General features: G+C 31.7%; 13 protein-coding genes. 12 read left to right on the forward strand and 1 reads right to left on the reverse strand.

Annotated elements, in window-relative coordinates; all coding sequences use genetic code 11:
* Positions 1–6 precede the first annotated feature (6 nt).
* The 4 genes from JV173_RS00060 (at position 7) to JV173_RS00075 (ending at position 7079) form a co-directional block, all read left to right on the forward strand.
* On the forward strand, positions 7–2439 hold the full coding sequence (locus JV173_RS00060; protein ID WP_205734246.1) for an InlB B-repeat-containing protein: 2433 nt from the start codon (positions 7–9) through the stop codon (positions 2437–2439).
* A 12-nt stretch (positions 2440–2451) separates the two neighbouring features.
* Complete coding sequence (locus JV173_RS00065) at positions 2452–4050, forward strand: InlB B-repeat-containing protein (RefSeq protein WP_205734247.1); 1599 nt, start codon at positions 2452–2454, stop codon at positions 4048–4050.
* Between the two features lie 58 nt (positions 4051–4108).
* On the forward strand, positions 4109–5674 hold the full coding sequence (locus JV173_RS00070; protein WP_205734248.1) for an InlB B-repeat-containing protein: 1566 nt from the start codon (positions 4109–4111) through the stop codon (positions 5672–5674).
* Positions 5675–5780: 106 nt separating this feature from the next.
* Positions 5781–7079 (forward strand): aldehyde dehydrogenase family protein, encoded by a 1299-nt coding sequence (locus tag JV173_RS00075; RefSeq protein WP_205734249.1) that lies wholly within the window; start codon positions 5781–5783, stop codon positions 7077–7079.
* Between the two features lie 73 nt (positions 7080–7152).
* On the opposite strand, the gene JV173_RS00080 is transcribed toward JV173_RS00075, so the two are convergent.
* On the reverse strand, positions 7153–7776 hold the full coding sequence (locus JV173_RS00080; RefSeq protein WP_205734250.1) for a leucine-rich repeat domain-containing protein: 624 nt from the start codon (positions 7774–7776) through the stop codon (positions 7153–7155).
* A gap of 898 nt (positions 7777–8674) precedes the next feature.
* Between JV173_RS00080 and JV173_RS00085 the strand changes: the two genes are divergently transcribed.
* From JV173_RS00085 to JV173_RS00120, 8 genes are all read left to right on the forward strand, one after another.
* A complete protein-coding gene (locus JV173_RS00085) occupies positions 8675–9466 on the forward strand; it encodes a LytR/AlgR family response regulator transcription factor (RefSeq protein ID WP_205734251.1) in 792 nt (263 codons plus the stop codon).
* Positions 9463–10797 (forward strand): GHKL domain-containing protein, encoded by a 1335-nt coding sequence (locus JV173_RS00090; protein WP_205734252.1) that lies wholly within the window; start codon positions 9463–9465, stop codon positions 10795–10797. The genes JV173_RS00085 and JV173_RS00090 overlap by 4 nt, the downstream gene beginning before the upstream one ends.
* A 117-nt stretch (positions 10798–10914) precedes the next feature.
* Positions 10915–11313 carry a hypothetical protein gene (locus JV173_RS00095; RefSeq protein ID WP_205734253.1) on the forward strand — a complete coding sequence of 133 codons (399 nt, stop codon included), beginning with the start codon at positions 10915–10917 and terminating at the stop codon, positions 11311–11313.
* Positions 11314–11786: 473 nt separating this feature from the next.
* Positions 11787–12896: a type II secretion system protein gene (locus tag JV173_RS00100; RefSeq protein ID WP_205734254.1), complete on the forward strand. Its 1110-nt coding sequence runs from the start codon at positions 11787–11789 to the stop codon at positions 12894–12896.
* A 24-nt stretch (positions 12897–12920) separates the two neighbouring features.
* Complete coding sequence (locus tag JV173_RS00105; protein ID WP_205734255.1) at positions 12921–14432, forward strand: hypothetical protein; 1512 nt, start codon at positions 12921–12923, stop codon at positions 14430–14432.
* A gap of 19 nt (positions 14433–14451) precedes the next feature.
* Positions 14452–14907: a prepilin-type N-terminal cleavage/methylation domain-containing protein gene (locus JV173_RS00110; RefSeq protein ID WP_205734256.1), complete on the forward strand. Its 456-nt coding sequence runs from the start codon at positions 14452–14454 to the stop codon at positions 14905–14907.
* Between the two features lie 121 nt (positions 14908–15028).
* The gene (locus JV173_RS00115; protein ID WP_205734257.1) at positions 15029–15430 is read left to right on the forward strand and encodes a type II secretion system protein; all 402 of its coding nucleotides are present in this window, start codon (positions 15029–15031) and stop codon (positions 15428–15430) included.
* A 40-nt stretch (positions 15431–15470) separates the two neighbouring features.
* A complete protein-coding gene (locus tag JV173_RS00120; protein WP_205734258.1) occupies positions 15471–16211 on the forward strand; it encodes a hypothetical protein in 741 nt (246 codons plus the stop codon).
* Positions 16212–16214: the final 3 nt, after the last annotated feature.

Below are 16214 nucleotides of genomic sequence, written 5' to 3' on the forward strand. Positions count from 1 at the left end.
GAAGGTATGAAAAAAATATTATTATTTATTTTCACAGTTTTAACATCTTTAACGCTTATTGCCTGTGATGAAGTAGAAGACAATGTTCTTAAACTTGCGATCGATAGTGTATCTATCAGTTATGCACAAGGTGATAGTTCGTTATCAGTAACTCAAAATGTTACATTACCAACAGTTAGTAACTTTGAAGGTGTTACATTAAGTTGGACATCAAGTGAACCTGCAGTTATTTCTAACTCAGGTGTTGTTACAAGACCTGTTGGTGGTTCTAATGTTTCAGTTATGCTTATTGTAACTGCTACATTTAATGGTGAATCAGAAGAAAAGATTTTCTATTTAACAGTAATTCCATTACCACAAGGTAATGAAGAAGAAGATGTTTTCTATACAGTTACATTCCAATCAAATGGTGGATCAAATGTGACTGCACAATCTATTAAAGAAGGTGAATTTGCAACTCAACCTTCAGCACCAACAAGAAGTGGTTACACTTTTGGTGGTTGGTATTCAGATAGTGCTTTAACAACACAATTCAACTTTGGTTCAACACCAGTGAATTCAGATATCACTCTTTATGCAAAATGGAATGAAATTGTTCCTGTATTTACAGTAACGTTTAATACAGATGGTGGTTCAGCTGTTGCTAACCAATCTGTAAACCAAAATGGTAAAGTTAATAAACCACAAGATCCAACTAAGACTGGATTTGAGTTTGTTGGTTGGTTTAAAGATAGCACTTTAGAAACACCATGGAACTTTGATACAGACACTATTTCAGCTGCAACAACGCTTTATGCTAAATGGGAAAAACTGCCTGAAACATTTACTGTAACATTTAATGCAAATGGTGGTTCAGCTGTTGCTAACCAATCTGTCTTAGAAAACAAATATGCAGAAGAACCAGAAGCACCAACAAGAAATGGTTATACATTTGTAGGATGGTTTATTGATTTAGATACTGATGTAATATTTGTCTTCGAAGAAGAATTAATTACTGAAAATATTACATTATATGCTAAATGGCAATTAACAGATCCTAATGCACAAATTTTTGCTATTACATTCAATTCAAATGGTGGTAACTATAATGTCGTTGTTGATGTAGTAGAAGGCTGGCCAGTTTTAGAACCAGCTACACCAGTAAAAGAAGCACATACATTCTTAGGATGGTTTATTGATGCTGAATTTACAACTGAATGGGATTTTGAAGATGATGTCACATCAAATATGACATTATATGCTAAATGGGAAGTAAACCCAGATGAACTTCCTAAACTTCCAACACCAGTCAATGGTATTGGACATACACCAAATATTTTCCACTTTGGTATTGGACCTTATGATCAAGGTGGTGGCATTGGTTTCTCAGGATTTATTGAAATCCTAATTACAAACACAGAAACTAATCAAGAATATCGTGAATTATTTGCAGTTACATTTAACCAAGGTATTGCATATACATATGGACATTTAGATTTACCAGCAGGTATGTATACAATGACATATAAAGCAGTTGGTAATCATACAACACATGCTGATTCACTGTATTATCCAAACCCAGTTACATTTGAAGTATTCCCTAAAGCAGTTGGTAAACCTGAACTTACACTCAATGGTTCAATGCTTTCATGGGCTGCAGTAACAAATGCTGCACAATATGAATTATGGGTTGGAGAAGAAATGATTGAAGATGATGTAACATCACCATTTGATCTTTCAACTCTTGACTTAGAACCAGGTGTTTACACAATCAAAATATTAGTTATTCCAGTGCAAGGATATGTTGAAAATAGCGCTACAATCGAATTTACAGTTGTAGATAATTCAATTCAACCTTTAGAAACTCCAACAAATCTTGCGATTATTGATGATGTCTTTATGTGGGATGCTGTTGAACATGCAACAGGCTATGTTGTATTTGTTGCAGGTCAATCTTATGCAACTGCAACTAACAGTTTTGATTTAGCACCACTTAACTTAAATGGTACATTTGAAGTGACAGTTGTTGCTAAAGCAGATGGTGTATTCTATCTTGATTCTGCAGTAAGTGCTGCATTTGAATACATTGGTACATCACAAGTTACACCGCTTATTGGATTTGAAGCAAGTGATCTTGCTGGTGAAGGTGGCGGTCTAGTCAATACACACGGTGGTGGTATGTTTAGAAACTTTGTATACCATGCACCATTTGCAGGTAAGTTAACTCAAGATGGCAATGCTGAAGGTATTAGAATTAGAGTTTATGCTCTAGATGGTGTAACACTCTTAGGTGAACAAGACTATCCAACAATTCCAGCTAACTGGAATATTACAGCAGGTGGATTTGCAGGTCTATTACAGGCAGGTAACATTATTCATATTCAAATACGTCCAAGTGCTCAAGGTATAGCAAACGGATATACATATTCACCAGCTTTAATTTACACACTTAAAGCATAATAAGGAGAGACGATGAAAAAATTATTAACAATATTAACAATCCTATTTGCTGGCATTGTAATGATTGCTTGTGAAGAAGAAAATCTTCATGATCAAGTATTTAATTCAGTAAGTATTATGTATGCAGAAGGTGATTCATCAGTTTCTGTTACAAAAAATATTACATTACCGATTACATCAAGTGTTTCAGGAGCTCAATTAACTTGGGTTTCTGGTAACCCTTCAATTATTGATACATTTGGTAATGTAACAAGACCAGCAACTACGACAGTTGTTATTATGGTTTTACAAGTTACAATTGATGGCACAATGAAAGATAAGCCATTTATGTTAAATGTTATTGGTACAAATAGTGATGGTGGAAATAACGACCTCAAAGTAAGTTTCGATTCCAATGGTGGTTCAGTAGTTGCTGATCAATCCATTGCTGCTGGTGGTAAGATTACACCACCTGCAAATCCGACTAAATCAGGATTTACATTTGCAGGATGGTATAAAGATACAAACCTTGAGATTCCTTGGAATTTTGAATTAGATGTAGTTAATCAAAATACTACATTGTATGCAAAATGGCTTTCTGGAAACAACTTCACAGTAAGTTTTAACTCTGATGGTGGTTCAGCTGTTGCTAACCAATCTGTTGCTGCTGGTGGTAAGATTACACCACCTGCAAATCCGACTAAATCAGGATTCTCATTTGCTGGTTGGTACAAAGATACAAACTTAGAAATTCCATGGAATTTCGGAACTGATGTTGTGAATCAAAATACAACACTATATGCTAAATGGAGTATCGCAGGTGGACAAATCCCTGCAGGTTACATTGGTATTGGTACAGTAGAAGAATTCATGGCAATTGAGGACTTTAGTAAGAAATACATCTTAACTGCAGATATTGACTTCCAAGGAGCTGAGGCTAAACCACTCGGTGCTTGGGGTTCAGTAGACTGGACAGGTGAGAAGAACCCAGGTGGTATATTCAAAGGTGAATTTGATGGTAATGGCTACGCTTTAATGAACTTTAAGATTACAGGTAGCGAGCATCCAGGATTAATCGAAAATGGATTATCCTTTGGTACTTCACTCTTCCCTAACTTAACAGGTAAAGTAAGAAACCTTAATATCATTAATGCAACCATCGTTGGTGATGGCTTCTCAGGTGGTGTTGCTGGTTTAGTTGAAGGTGGTTCTATTTCTAACGTGTACTTCCAAGGTACAGTCATTTCACTTAAATCTTGGGGTTCAGTTGAAAATATGGCAGTTCCTGCAGGTGGTATCGCAGGTATGCTTGGTGGTGGTACAACATCTGTAAGTAACGTCTTCGTTGATGCTGTTGTTACAGGTGGTCATGTATTCTTTGGATACTCATTTGCTCAAGCATCTAACTTACTTGCAGTAGAAGAAACACTAGGTACTGAAATTCCACCATTAACTGGTCAAGAAAAAGATGCAGATACGCCTTATTTAGTTAAAACATTCGTTAACGCTGAAGTTGTTAAAAAAGCACAGCTTTCTACAATTTCATTCGGTATTAAATGGTCTACAGTTGATGCAACACGACCATACCTCATTAGAGTAGATGGTAGCGTTCCAAGCTGGGCACTCGTATAAATTTAAATAAAGGACCAGCACTAGCAATGGTGCTGGTCATCTATAAAGGAGAATCTCTTTGGCTATACAGAAGATCTATTTATTCCTAACAACTTTATTTTTGATGTTAATCTTAGCAGGATGTAAAGGTACATCTTCCGTAGTGAAAGATGATTATCAAAAAATATTTGAACATTTACAAGTAGGATTTCAAGGTGGTGACTCAGAAACTTCTGTCACCGGTAATTTAACACTACCTACAAATGTCACTATTAATGTTCAATTTGATTCAATCAGTTGGGTTTCAAGTCATCCACAAATAGTTCAAACAAATGGTTTAGTTACTAGACCAGCTGTTGATACAAACGTGATGATTGCTCTTGTTGTTACAATTAATGGTGTCTCTAAAGATAAAGTGACACAACTCACAGTTAAAGGACAAGAAGGCAGTCAAATTGAAACCTATACTGTAACATTCGATTCAATGGGTGGAAACTTAATTGCCTCTCAATTTATTGATGCAGGCGGGTTTGCAACCAAACCATCTAATCCAACAAGAAATGGTTATACATTTATTTACTGGGAAAAAGATGGCACAGAGTTTGATTTTAATACACCAATTACAACAAACATCACCTTAACTGCAAAATGGGAAGGTGTTGTTACAGGTAAAACGTATACTGTAACATTTAACTCAAATGGTGGTACAAACGTAACCAGTAAAACAGTTGGTGAAAATCAAACAATGAGTGCACCAGCACAGCCTACACGTGATCAAGATACTTTCCAAGGTTGGTATAAAGATTATGAACTCACACAAGCTTGGAACTTTGCAACAGACGTTGTAACATCTAATACCACACTCTATGCAAAATACACTTTTGGTAATTATCCATTATTAAATGGAAGAACCATAACATTCCAAGATGAGTTTGATGGTGATTCACTAGACCAGTCTAAATGGATTTATCATACTGGAACAGGTGCACAATATGGTATTCCATTTTGGGGTAACTCAGAAAAACAATATTACAAACAAGAAAATGTTGAAGTTTCAAATGGATCCTTAAAGATTCATGCAAAGATGGAATCAACATATGATAATTTAACCAATTCTACACTGTTCTATTCTTCAGGTAAGATTCTTACCCAAGGTAAGTTTGATCAAACATTTGGACGCTTTGAAGTAAGAATGAAAGCACCAATTGGACAAGGGTTCTGGCCAGCATTCTGGCTACTACCTTCAAACAACACATATGGCAATGGCTGGCCGTATAATGGTGAAATAGATATCGTAGAACTCAGAGGTCGTATTGATAATAAGGCATCATCTGCAATCCACTTCCACAATGGTGGTGGACATCAATATCAAGCAGGTGAAGCAACCATTCCAAATGGTGGAAAAATCAATCAATTCCATGTGTATGCAGTTGAATGGGTAAACAATAAATTAGAATTTTCAGTAGATGGTTTCATTTACCATACAAGACAAGGTTCATGGCATAATGCACCACAACCTTTTAATCACGATTTCTACATCCTCCTTAATCTAGCAGTTGGTGGTCATTTTGACAACCATGTGATACCTGGGGCAGAATTCTTCCCAGCAATGCTAGAGGTAGATTATGTGCGTGTTTATGCATAATAAGAACTAAACCCACCAAAGGTACATCTTAAAACGGTGTACCTTTTTGGTTATATAAAATTCAAATAAAAAATTTAATGTTAGAATTAAATCATGGAGGTAGCTTATGACATATCAAGAACGTATCAGTTATCTAAAAAGATTAAAAGAAGTCATTTTAAAATATGAACTAGATATTAAAGAAGCACTTTATCTTGATTTAGGTAAATCAAGTCAAGAAAGTTACATTACTGAGATTGGATTAGTTTTAAGTGAAATTACTTATCATATGAAACATCTAAAGAAATGGATGAAACCAAAACGTGTTAAAAACACTTTAGCAGTTTTCCCTGCTAAGTCTTTTTTAGTACCAGAACCGTTTGGAAAAGTGTTAATTATTGGCCCGTGGAACTATCCATTCCAACTGATCTTTAACCCATTAGTGGGAGCAATATCTGCAGGTAATAAGGCCGTTTTAAAGCCAAGTGAACTCGCAGTTAACACAGAAAAGTTAATTGTAAAGTTAATAAAAGAAGTCTTTAGTGAAGATCTGGTTGAGGTAGTAACTGGTGGTGTTGAAGTCACCCAAGAATTACTTAATCAAAGATTTGATTATATCTTCTTCACAGGATCTACCAATGTTGGAAAAATCATTATGAGAGCTGCAAGTAATAATTTAACACCAGTAACATTAGAACTTGGTGGAAAGTCACCTGCAATTGTTATGGATACAAAAGATATCAAACATGCAGCTTATAAGATTGCATTTGGAAAACTTATCAATGCAGGTCAAACATGTATTGCACCAGACTATGTTTTAATCCGTGAAAAAGATAAACCTTCATTTATTGAATATTACAAAGAAGCAGTTACTAAATACTATGGATCAAATCCATTAGAATCAAATGATTATCCTAAAATTATAAATAATCGTCATCATCAAAGATTACTTTCCTTAGTGAAAGAAACAACAATACTATATGGTGGTACATCAAATGAATTTAAGATTGCACCAACCATTGTTGAACCAAAGATCAATTCAAAAATTATGGTTGAAGAAATCTTTGGTCCAATACTTCCAATCATCACTATTAATCAAATTGAAGAGATTAAAGACTATATACAAGAAAAACCACTAGCAACCTACTTATTTACAGAAAGTAAAAAGATAGAAGACTACGTCATTAATAATATATCTACAGGTGGTATGACAATCAATGATACATTAATGCACTTTAGTAATCATCATTTAGGCTTTGGTGGTGTTGGTCATTCTGGAATGGGTAAATATCATGGTAAACACTCTTTTGATACATTTACCCACTTTAAACCTGTTTTAAAAAAGAGTAAACATTTTGATGTACCTGCAAAATATTTACCTTCGAGTGACAAAAAAGAAAGATTTATTAAACATATACTCAAATAGCAAAAAGAGACTTGAAATTAAGGTTCAAGTCTCTTTTTTGTGTAGGGTTGGTTATTAATAAATCGACAAATGTTTATGGAGTGGTGTTTAATGATAAGGCATTAGGTAAAGAAAAGGCATCCTTATCAATAACAAGTGTTTGATAAAGAGAATCATCATTTAAATCAATGGATACGCTTTTAATTTTATTGACATTAAAGAAAGCTCTTAATCCGATATATTGAATTGATTTAAATGTGATATCCATTTCAAGATTGATACAATCTTTAAAAGCCCATTTACCAATTGATTGAATCTGTTCAAATCCAATAAGTTCTTTTAAATTAATGGATGATTCGAAAGCATTATTTCCAATATATTTAATATGTTTACCAAGTGTAATGTATTCAATATTTGATTTATAGAATGCTTTATCTTTAATCGCCGTGACAGGATAACCATATATGCTATCAGAAAGTGTTAGATTAAGTACACTATTATTTTCTAAAGATTTAACTTCAAAAGATAATGTTTCTGTATTAAAAGTATATTTAACATGATATATGATGACATCTTCAAAAGGAGATGATTTTAAAAGTGAAGATTGGTCTAAACTATTCATTTCTTTTTCAATATAGGTAGATGCAGCATACAGTGTTGCAACACCAAGTGTAATGAGTAATAAATTATATACTGCAAAGATTAGAAATTTTCTCATATAGCTACCTCCTCTAAATGTAATATAACAATATAAACAAACTAAAAGGTTAAAAATTCCTTGAATTGCAAGTTTAAACCCCTCAATTTGCATTTTAATTTAGATATTATGTAACTCATTTTGATAAAGTTGATATCTATTTATATTTAAATTATGATATGGACAAGGCATAATTAATCATTCCCGCCAAAAATGATTAAGTAAGTTTAGAAGAATTATCTAATCTCCCCCAAAACAGAAAGCAGACCTGAGATTGCCATCAGTCTGCTTTTTGTTTTATATATAAAAAAGGTTAGATAAGCTCTATACCTAACTTAAAAAGAGGAGAAAATGAAAGTTTTATAGTATATTCAACTTCATCTTGGTTTCAAATTAACATGGAAAAATAAAAGAAGTTTAGTAAAATCCCTTAATTGTCGTAATTTATCCTTTAATGATTAAAATTTTGGTTTTGAGCTTACTTTCAGGGGTTTAAAATAGCCTTTCAAGGTATTACTTTGATATTCAACGCATGTTATTATATATTTTTCATGCAAATAATTTGATTGTGTAGGGTTACAATTTTAAAATTATTTGCTTATGTTAGAGACAGTATAGTAGAAAATCAAATACAACCACAATTTAAATTTAAAACACACTTAATTGAGGTTATTAAATACACAACAAACTGACAAAAGATTCAATTTACCAATATAAATTGTCGAAAATATTGTGTATTTTCACACGAAAAATTGAAAATATGTGGATATTTTCAGAGGTTTTACATAATTTAATGTGGTGGTGCTAATTGATTTTTTCTCATATATTTTCTTGATATAATCGGCGTTGCGAAAAACAATACCATGCATCAATGTTTCAAAACATAAAAAAACAATCTAAATTTTTGGAGGTTAGTACCATGGATTATAATCAGGGGCAAAAATTTAGTTCCAATGAAATGTTTTTGAATTTTGCAATATGTGAAGATCAACAAGAGGATATCAAAAAATGTATTGATCTATTAGATCAAGCGACATTGGCACTAGGATATAAGTATAAGGTTTCAACATTCAATTCAGGGGATGCATTATTATTTAATGTTTCTGAAACACCATCGATGTATGAAATCATTTTTATGGATATCCAACTCATTAATCGTAATGGAGTAGATATTGCTCGTAAATTAAGAGAATTAGGTTCTATTTCAAAGATTATTTTCTTCACATCAACCGAGGATTATGTCTATGAAGCATTTGATGTTAAAGCGGATAATTATATCGTTAAAAGCCGTTGTACGTTAGAAAAATTTACAAAGATTTTAGATCAAACTATTAAACATATAGAAGAAGATAAGAATAAATTATTTTTCTTTGAGTTTAAAGGCAACAGACATGTTGTCTCATTAAACAAAATTCAATATTTTGAAGTTTGGAATAAAGTTATTACAATACATTTTGATAATAAAGTTGAAAAATTTTATTCAAACTTACAAGATGTTTTATCTAAGCTTAATCAAATAGAATTTTTCCAAGTCCACAGATCTTATATCGTTAACCTAAATTACATTACTAAAGTTTATAAAAATGAAATCATTTTAAAGGATGGTTCAATGATTCCATTAGGAAAAACATATATGGAATCTTTTGAAAATCATTTTATGCGATTTATAAATAAAGTGAATTTCTTTGAACAAAAGGTGGAAATGGTATGAGTATCTTATCCTTAATTGTGCTAACTATATATAATGCAATGTTCCTATCATACTTTAAAAAAGTATCACCAAGACAAGGGCATACTTGGTGGATCATTGGTGTTGCATTAGTTGCTTTAATTGCTACCTATATCTATGTTGATAAAACCTATGCCTATATGTTATTTCCATTGGTAACGATTATCTTATATTTAGCTATCAGATTAACAACAAGTTTTGGACCAGGACAAAGTTTCTATTCTGCAACACTTGCTGTAATTAATGCAAGTTGTATTCGAAATATACTAAATGCAGTATATTCAATTATGTTCCTGCATGGAAGTTTCCATGCATACACAGAAGCTTCAGTTTATAACACCATTACTTTAATTACATTCCCAATTGCACTCTTACTTTTTATGTTGTTAAGAAAATTAATCTTCCCTGGAACAAAACTAAGAGTTTTTATTAAATCTAAACAAGCTTTAAAAATTGGTAGTATTCTTAATTTCTTTATCGCAATTCAATTAACAATTATAAGCAGTTTATCTCTAAACTCAGATTTAACGTTCTTAGTTTCTAATAGATCTTATATTTACTCAACAATGTTGACATCACTCATGTTAATAACAATCATTTATGTGGTTATCTATTATTCACTAAAGAATCATGAACGTGTTAAAGCTGAATCAAGAAATGAAATCTTACGTCAACATTTTGAAATGCAGTTACTGCATTATCAAAACACTGAAAAGCAGTATGAAAAATATCGTCAGTTCAAACACGATTATCAAGCAAATATAGATTTACTTAGAAATTTAATTAATGATAATTTAAATACTGAAGCTCAAGACTTGATTAATGAAATGGAAAACCACGAGATTGTTCAATTCTGGAATCGTAAGCATTTCACGAATAACGTGATCTTTGATTCAATGATGCAAGAATTAGCAAGAAAGTGTAAAGATGCCAATATTAAGTTATTCTTTGAAGGTCAAGAACCTAGAAGAACGAATTTAACCTTAATCGAAAAGATAACACTCTTCCATAACATTACATTTAATGCTTATGAAGCAAACCTTAAGTTAAAAGAAGAAGAAAGATACATTTTAATTAGAGTAAACAATCAAGATACATGGACATCCATTCATGTTGAAAATGCGTTTGATGGTAATATTAACTATAAAGATGGTAAATACAATTCAACTAAAACCAATGGTGATGAACACGGCATTGGTTTAGAAAATGTTGAAGAAGTTACACAAAAACTTGGTGGTGTCTTAACAATCACACCTGACATGGAAAAGAAAATATTCTATTTATGTGTCTTATTACCAAGTCATGGTAAATGATTATTAATATAAATTCACAAAGGTCACAATGAGTATGATAACTTATCGTGACCTTTTTACTTTAATTTGCTAAAATGGAATTAATAAAAAAAGTTTTCGGGGATAAGGAGAATCGATATGAAGAAAAAGTATCTATATTTATTCATTCCACAGATTGCAGTATTATTAATGGCAGCTTTACCTAATAGTGTTGCAATGAGATTTGCACCAGAACCTGTAGAAACTATCATACATTATACAAATTACTATGATCTTCTACCTTTTGGTTACGGACATTTTGGACCTTTTCTAACTGTATGCTTAGCAGGGATTGTTTTATTACTTACGATCATATGGTTTTTCACTCAAAAACAAGGTATATTATCCTCTATTAGAATAGTTTCAGTATTCGAACTTGCAACATCCATGTTACCTTTAGCATTAGGTTTGAGCTACATTACCTGGATTGGTGTAGTGATAACCTTAATCATCGTCATTCAAGTCGTTTTATTCAAACTTGAATTAGTTGTTGACTAATATTATGAAACTTTGTTAAATAGGTCTCGTAGAGACCTTTTTATTTTAGTTAATTTAAAAATCCATCAAAAAACGATTTCCTACCTTAAACTTATGACAAAATGAGTCTAACGCATTGACATATTATGCCAAAATTTATACAATGAAAGTGCATACATTTTCAGGAAATGAAAAAAAATATTAATTTACCGATGAGTAAGACATGACTGCGGGGAGAAAAAGTCAGGTGGACGATCGAATGATAAAAGTCCCTAATTAAACATTTAAAAACGGTATTAAAGTCGAATGGTACTCGATATTTTTTATACTCTTTTTTTCAAATATGTGAAATTTGCTGATATTCCTGATTGAAGTGCATTAAAAGTTATGGATTACTTAAACGGTTTAAGTGGGTTTTGCAATTTGGGGCGTTAAAAGCGACTCATGAATAAATGAATAAAAAACGGTACAACAGTTAGAAAGGATGACCGGAAATGAAAAAGTCACTAAAAAAGGCTTTCACGTTAGTCGAACTGATTGTAGTCATTGCAATTGTTGCAGTACTCTCAACAGTCGCAGTTGTTGGCTACAACACATTCATTGATCAAGCAAACTTGAGTGCAGACGAACAAGAGTTAGCTTCAATGAATACAGCATTATCTGCATTCACTACAGTGAGTTCAGAGGCGTTTGATTCAGATGACATTAAGTACTTCATTAATTCATCTAATGGTGGTGGTAGATTTGATTTCACACCAAGATCAAAGGGGTACGCATATTTCTATATTTCATCTACAAAGAAAATTGAATTATTGAAATATGACGAAGTAAGAAGTAAATATCCAAATAATTACGCTGATATTGATACACCAGAAGAATTCTACGGTAAGGGGATTCACTTATTAACAGAATATGGTCATCATGTTGCAGATATGATTTCAAGAATTAGAGATTTAGGTAACGCGGATGATTTAGTGTTAACTTGGAATCAAATACTTGATACATATAAAGACTATACTGATGTTACACCAGGTAGAGTTGAAAGTTTCATTTATGAATTTGGTCCTGCATATAATATTTATGTATCAAATGAAAAATGGAATGCAACAACATCGATTCAATATCAAAGAATCATATTTGCGAGATATCAAATGCATGTCCCTACAATTAAAAATGTAAACTTGCCTATCTCACAGTTAAGTGTTAAGTTACCTAAAACAGTTAAATCTGTTGAAGAAAATTCATTTAGTTTCTTTGGCTCAAAACTTAGCATGAAGATTCATAAAGGGTTACTTTATGCAGAAGATACATTCATAATGAGTGAAATGCAAAAGCAAAATATACCCGTTAATCCAATTCCATTATTAAACGTTGGTTTTGCAGAAGGCTCTTATGATCCAGAGACAAAAACACTTTCATTTGATGAGGAAGGTAGTTTAGACCTAGATTTAACAAATTTACCAAGAAGTGATATTTATGGTATGCATGTTAAAGCATACACAGTGAATGGTGAAACATTCTATACAGTACGTGCTTTTAGCCGCGATACAATCGTCGGTCAAATAACAATAAAAGTAATTCTTCCAGTAAGTTCCGGAAGTTGAATAAAGATAAAAGGAGAAAAGAAAATGAAAAAAATAATGTTACTTATGTTAACCCTAGTATCAATGTTCGTTCTTGCTGCTTGTGGTGACACATTAGAAAATGTAGATTCAATTAGTTTAAATGGAACACTCCAAGCTGAGTATACTTTAAATCAAGAAGTAAGATTAGATGACTTTACAATTACTGCGTTTATTAATGGTATTGGTGGTACACCAATTTCACTTAATAATTCAGAAATCTCTGTAACAAATGCAACTAAAGTAGGTAATACATATTTCCTAAATACAGCTGCAGTTGGTACATTTACTTTCAAAGTTGAATATAAGGGGTTCAAAGTTGAAATCGAATATACAGTGGTTAACCCAGCTGCTTGGGATGGTGAATTAGCAGTTGAACCTGCTAAAGATGGTGATACATTCCTTGTTGCATCAGCTGCAAACTATAAATGGATTGTTGATGAAAGTAATAAAGCTGTTGATCCATTAAAACCTGCATCAATCAGATTAACTGCAGATATCGACTTTAATGGTAAATCAATCAACAGAATTCAAATGGTAGCACAAGGCTTTGAATTTGATGGTGACAATCACAGCATGTTAAATTTACCAGAAGATTTCAGAGGTATCGTTAACTATCTTGATTTAAGTCACGAAGAAGGTAAGGCTGTTACATTTAAAGATGTGAAAATTTTAAATGTTAACTTAATCAACACATTCGCAACAGGTTTATTAGCTTATGGTCCTCGTTCTGATGCAAACGGTTATGCATTAACTAAAGGTATTATTAATGTTGTTAATGTTGAAATTACTGGTAAAGCTGTACTTTTAGGTACAATCAACTCATTAATGTTCGGTTACATCCAATCTGCAACAGATTCTACAAGAACAATTATCAATGTAACTAACTCTAAGATGGCAGTAACATTAACTTCAAGTGCTGAAAATGTTGGTTTATTTGTAGGTCATGGACAAGCATTATTAAAACTTGATCAATCAACTAAGACTTATGTTGATGCTAACTCACAAGTAGTTATGCATACAGACAGTTCTAATAGACGTTTCTATCATGGTAATAGTAACGGTGAACACGTTGTATTAGTGAATGATGGTGTTGAAACTAGCTTATCTGCAGAAAATAAATCTAAATTATCATTAACATTAACTCAATCAGAATTACCAGCATTAGAATTTGGTGATAACATCTCATTTAAGAAAGTTAATGGTTCAGTTAAGACATTAGTTACTATTCAATATTCATTAAAGTTTGGTGGCTATACTAGAATTATGCGCGATATCGTTGACTCATCAACATTCGCAGTAAATTCTGATGTTGTTTCTGTTTTAAAGAAACTTCGCATTACTCAAGATCCATCATTAGAAAATAATGCTGCATACTATTATGTGAGAGAAACTGCAGAACAATACAATGCAGGTATTGGTGACAGTGCAACTATTACTGTTCTTCAATTAGATGCAAACAATAATGTTGTTTCATTACAAATTCAAACATACAACCCTAATACAGCATTATCATAAAATTTAAAAGGAGAACAATATGACAAAAGCACTAAAAAAAGGGTTCACTTTAGTAGAACTCATCGTAGTAATTGCAATCATTGCAATTCTATCAACAGTATCAATTGTTGGTTATAATGTCTTTGTAGACAATGCTAACAGATCAAAAGCTGAGCAAGAACTTGCACAAGTCGAATCAGTGTTAAGAGCATCAGCAATTTCTGGATTAGATGCAGCTGATGCAGTTGATGCTGAATTAAATGTTGAATTAAAATTAGTAAACAATGTTTTAACATTAGTATTCAGTAGTGAAGTCGGAGATATTGCTATTGAAGCTGACCAATTAGCAACAATGAATGCATTATTAGATTTAATTCTTGCACAAGTTGACTTATCAAATTATGCATTAAGTATTATTCCTGGTTTAGACGTAGTTTATTCATATGGGGATGTGCTTTCATTAGATTCTAGTATCGTCGTTGATTTTGCTGCATAAACTTAATTAAAAAAGAGTTAAAAGAGGGTGGATTCTCTTGAATACCCCCTCTTTTTTAACTCATTTTATGTATTTTAAAGTAAAATAAAATTAAAGAATTTTATTTATTATATAGGTGGATATGAAAAAAGCTTTTACTTTAATTGAACTTGTAGTTTCAATTGCTGTTACAAGTATTGTCTTGTTAACAGTTTTCAGCATAACAACATATACATCTTCAATTCTACTTAATCATCAAATTCAAGAAGCAACTTTTGATGAATTGTATTTAATTGATAAATACATTGAAAATTATATTGATCAAGCGACAAGTGTTGAAGTTATTGACGAATCACTTGTTATTGATGGTACAATCAACATTTCTTTTGATCAAGCTAATTTAAAATTGATCAGGAATTCAATATTTATTCTAGAAACGAAGTACATTCAAAATATTGAATTTAGTAAAGATGAATCACTTATTACAGTCTTACTATGGATAAGTGAATCAGATTACATGACATTGCATTACTATAAAGTTTAAAAAAGTAGGGATTAACTTGAAAAAACAAATCATACTATACATGACAAAAGATAAAATTCAATATTTAATTTCTAATGAATCTGATTTAAGAGTCAGTGAATTTTTTGATTATGCAACTTTGAAAGAGAAGCTAAAAGAAGAAATTAAAGAGATAAAAGAATTTAATTCAGATATTCATGTATTTTTAGATTCAAGTCTCGCATTAAATCATACCTTTAATCTGCCAAGAATGTCTCAGTTTAAAGCCAATACTTTAACTTATAAAGAGTTAAAACTTATGTATGCGAATTATTCAAACTACATCGTTAATTTAACAACTAAAGTAAATGCTAAAAAGTATTTAACTATTTATGCTGACCTAATTTCAAAAGACCATGTTCACTTCATACAAAGTATCTCTAAAGAATTAAAACTTGGTAAAGTGAAAATTTATTTAGTTAAAGATATTCATTTCAATCTATTTGGAAGTGAATCAAACATTGTCTTACTAAATGATGAATTAGGAAAATTCAATTTACATATGTACCATAAAGGTGAATATCAAATGTTGCCATTTGATAGATTTGATGAAATCAGTTTTATGAGAAACCTTGATACACTTTATGCATATTTTAAACTTTTAAAAGAAGAATCTTTGAACTTTAAATTTATGCTTTTAAGTGATGATCAATCATTAATTGATAAACACGAATTCTTAAATAACCTTAACTTTGAGAAAGTTTCACACGAAACCTTAAGAAGACAAATGATTCAAAGTTATACCAAAGTAAAAGGATTTTAGGTT

Source organism: Acholeplasma equirhinis (genome assembly GCF_017052655.1).
Lineage (GTDB): Bacteria > Bacillota_I > Bacilli_A > Acholeplasmatales > Acholeplasmataceae > Acholeplasma > Acholeplasma equirhinis.

Coding starts and splice junctions, on each gene's coding strand:
- JV173_RS00060 (WP_205734246.1), top strand. CDS start 7: ATGAAAAAAATATTATTATTTATTTTCACAGTTTTAACATCTTTAACG.
- JV173_RS00065 (WP_205734247.1), top strand. CDS start 2,452: ATGAAAAAATTATTAACAATATTAACAATCCTATTTGCTGGCATTGTA.
- JV173_RS00075 (WP_205734249.1), top strand. CDS start 5,781: ATGACATATCAAGAACGTATCAGTTATCTAAAAAGATTAAAAGAAGTC.
- JV173_RS00080 (WP_205734250.1), bottom strand. CDS start 7,776: ATGAGAAAATTTCTAATCTTTGCAGTATATAATTTATTACTCATTACA.
- JV173_RS00085 (WP_205734251.1), top strand. CDS start 8,675: ATGGATTATAATCAGGGGCAAAAATTTAGTTCCAATGAAATGTTTTTG.
- JV173_RS00090 (WP_205734252.1), top strand. CDS start 9,463: ATGAGTATCTTATCCTTAATTGTGCTAACTATATATAATGCAATGTTC.
- JV173_RS00095 (WP_205734253.1), top strand. CDS start 10,915: ATGAAGAAAAAGTATCTATATTTATTCATTCCACAGATTGCAGTATTA.
- JV173_RS00100 (WP_205734254.1), top strand. CDS start 11,787: ATGAAAAAGTCACTAAAAAAGGCTTTCACGTTAGTCGAACTGATTGTA.
- JV173_RS00105 (WP_205734255.1), top strand. CDS start 12,921: ATGAAAAAAATAATGTTACTTATGTTAACCCTAGTATCAATGTTCGTT.
- JV173_RS00110 (WP_205734256.1), top strand. CDS start 14,452: ATGACAAAAGCACTAAAAAAAGGGTTCACTTTAGTAGAACTCATCGTA.
- JV173_RS00115 (WP_205734257.1), top strand. CDS start 15,029: ATGAAAAAAGCTTTTACTTTAATTGAACTTGTAGTTTCAATTGCTGTT.
- JV173_RS00120 (WP_205734258.1), top strand. CDS start 15,471: ATGACAAAAGATAAAATTCAATATTTAATTTCTAATGAATCTGATTTA.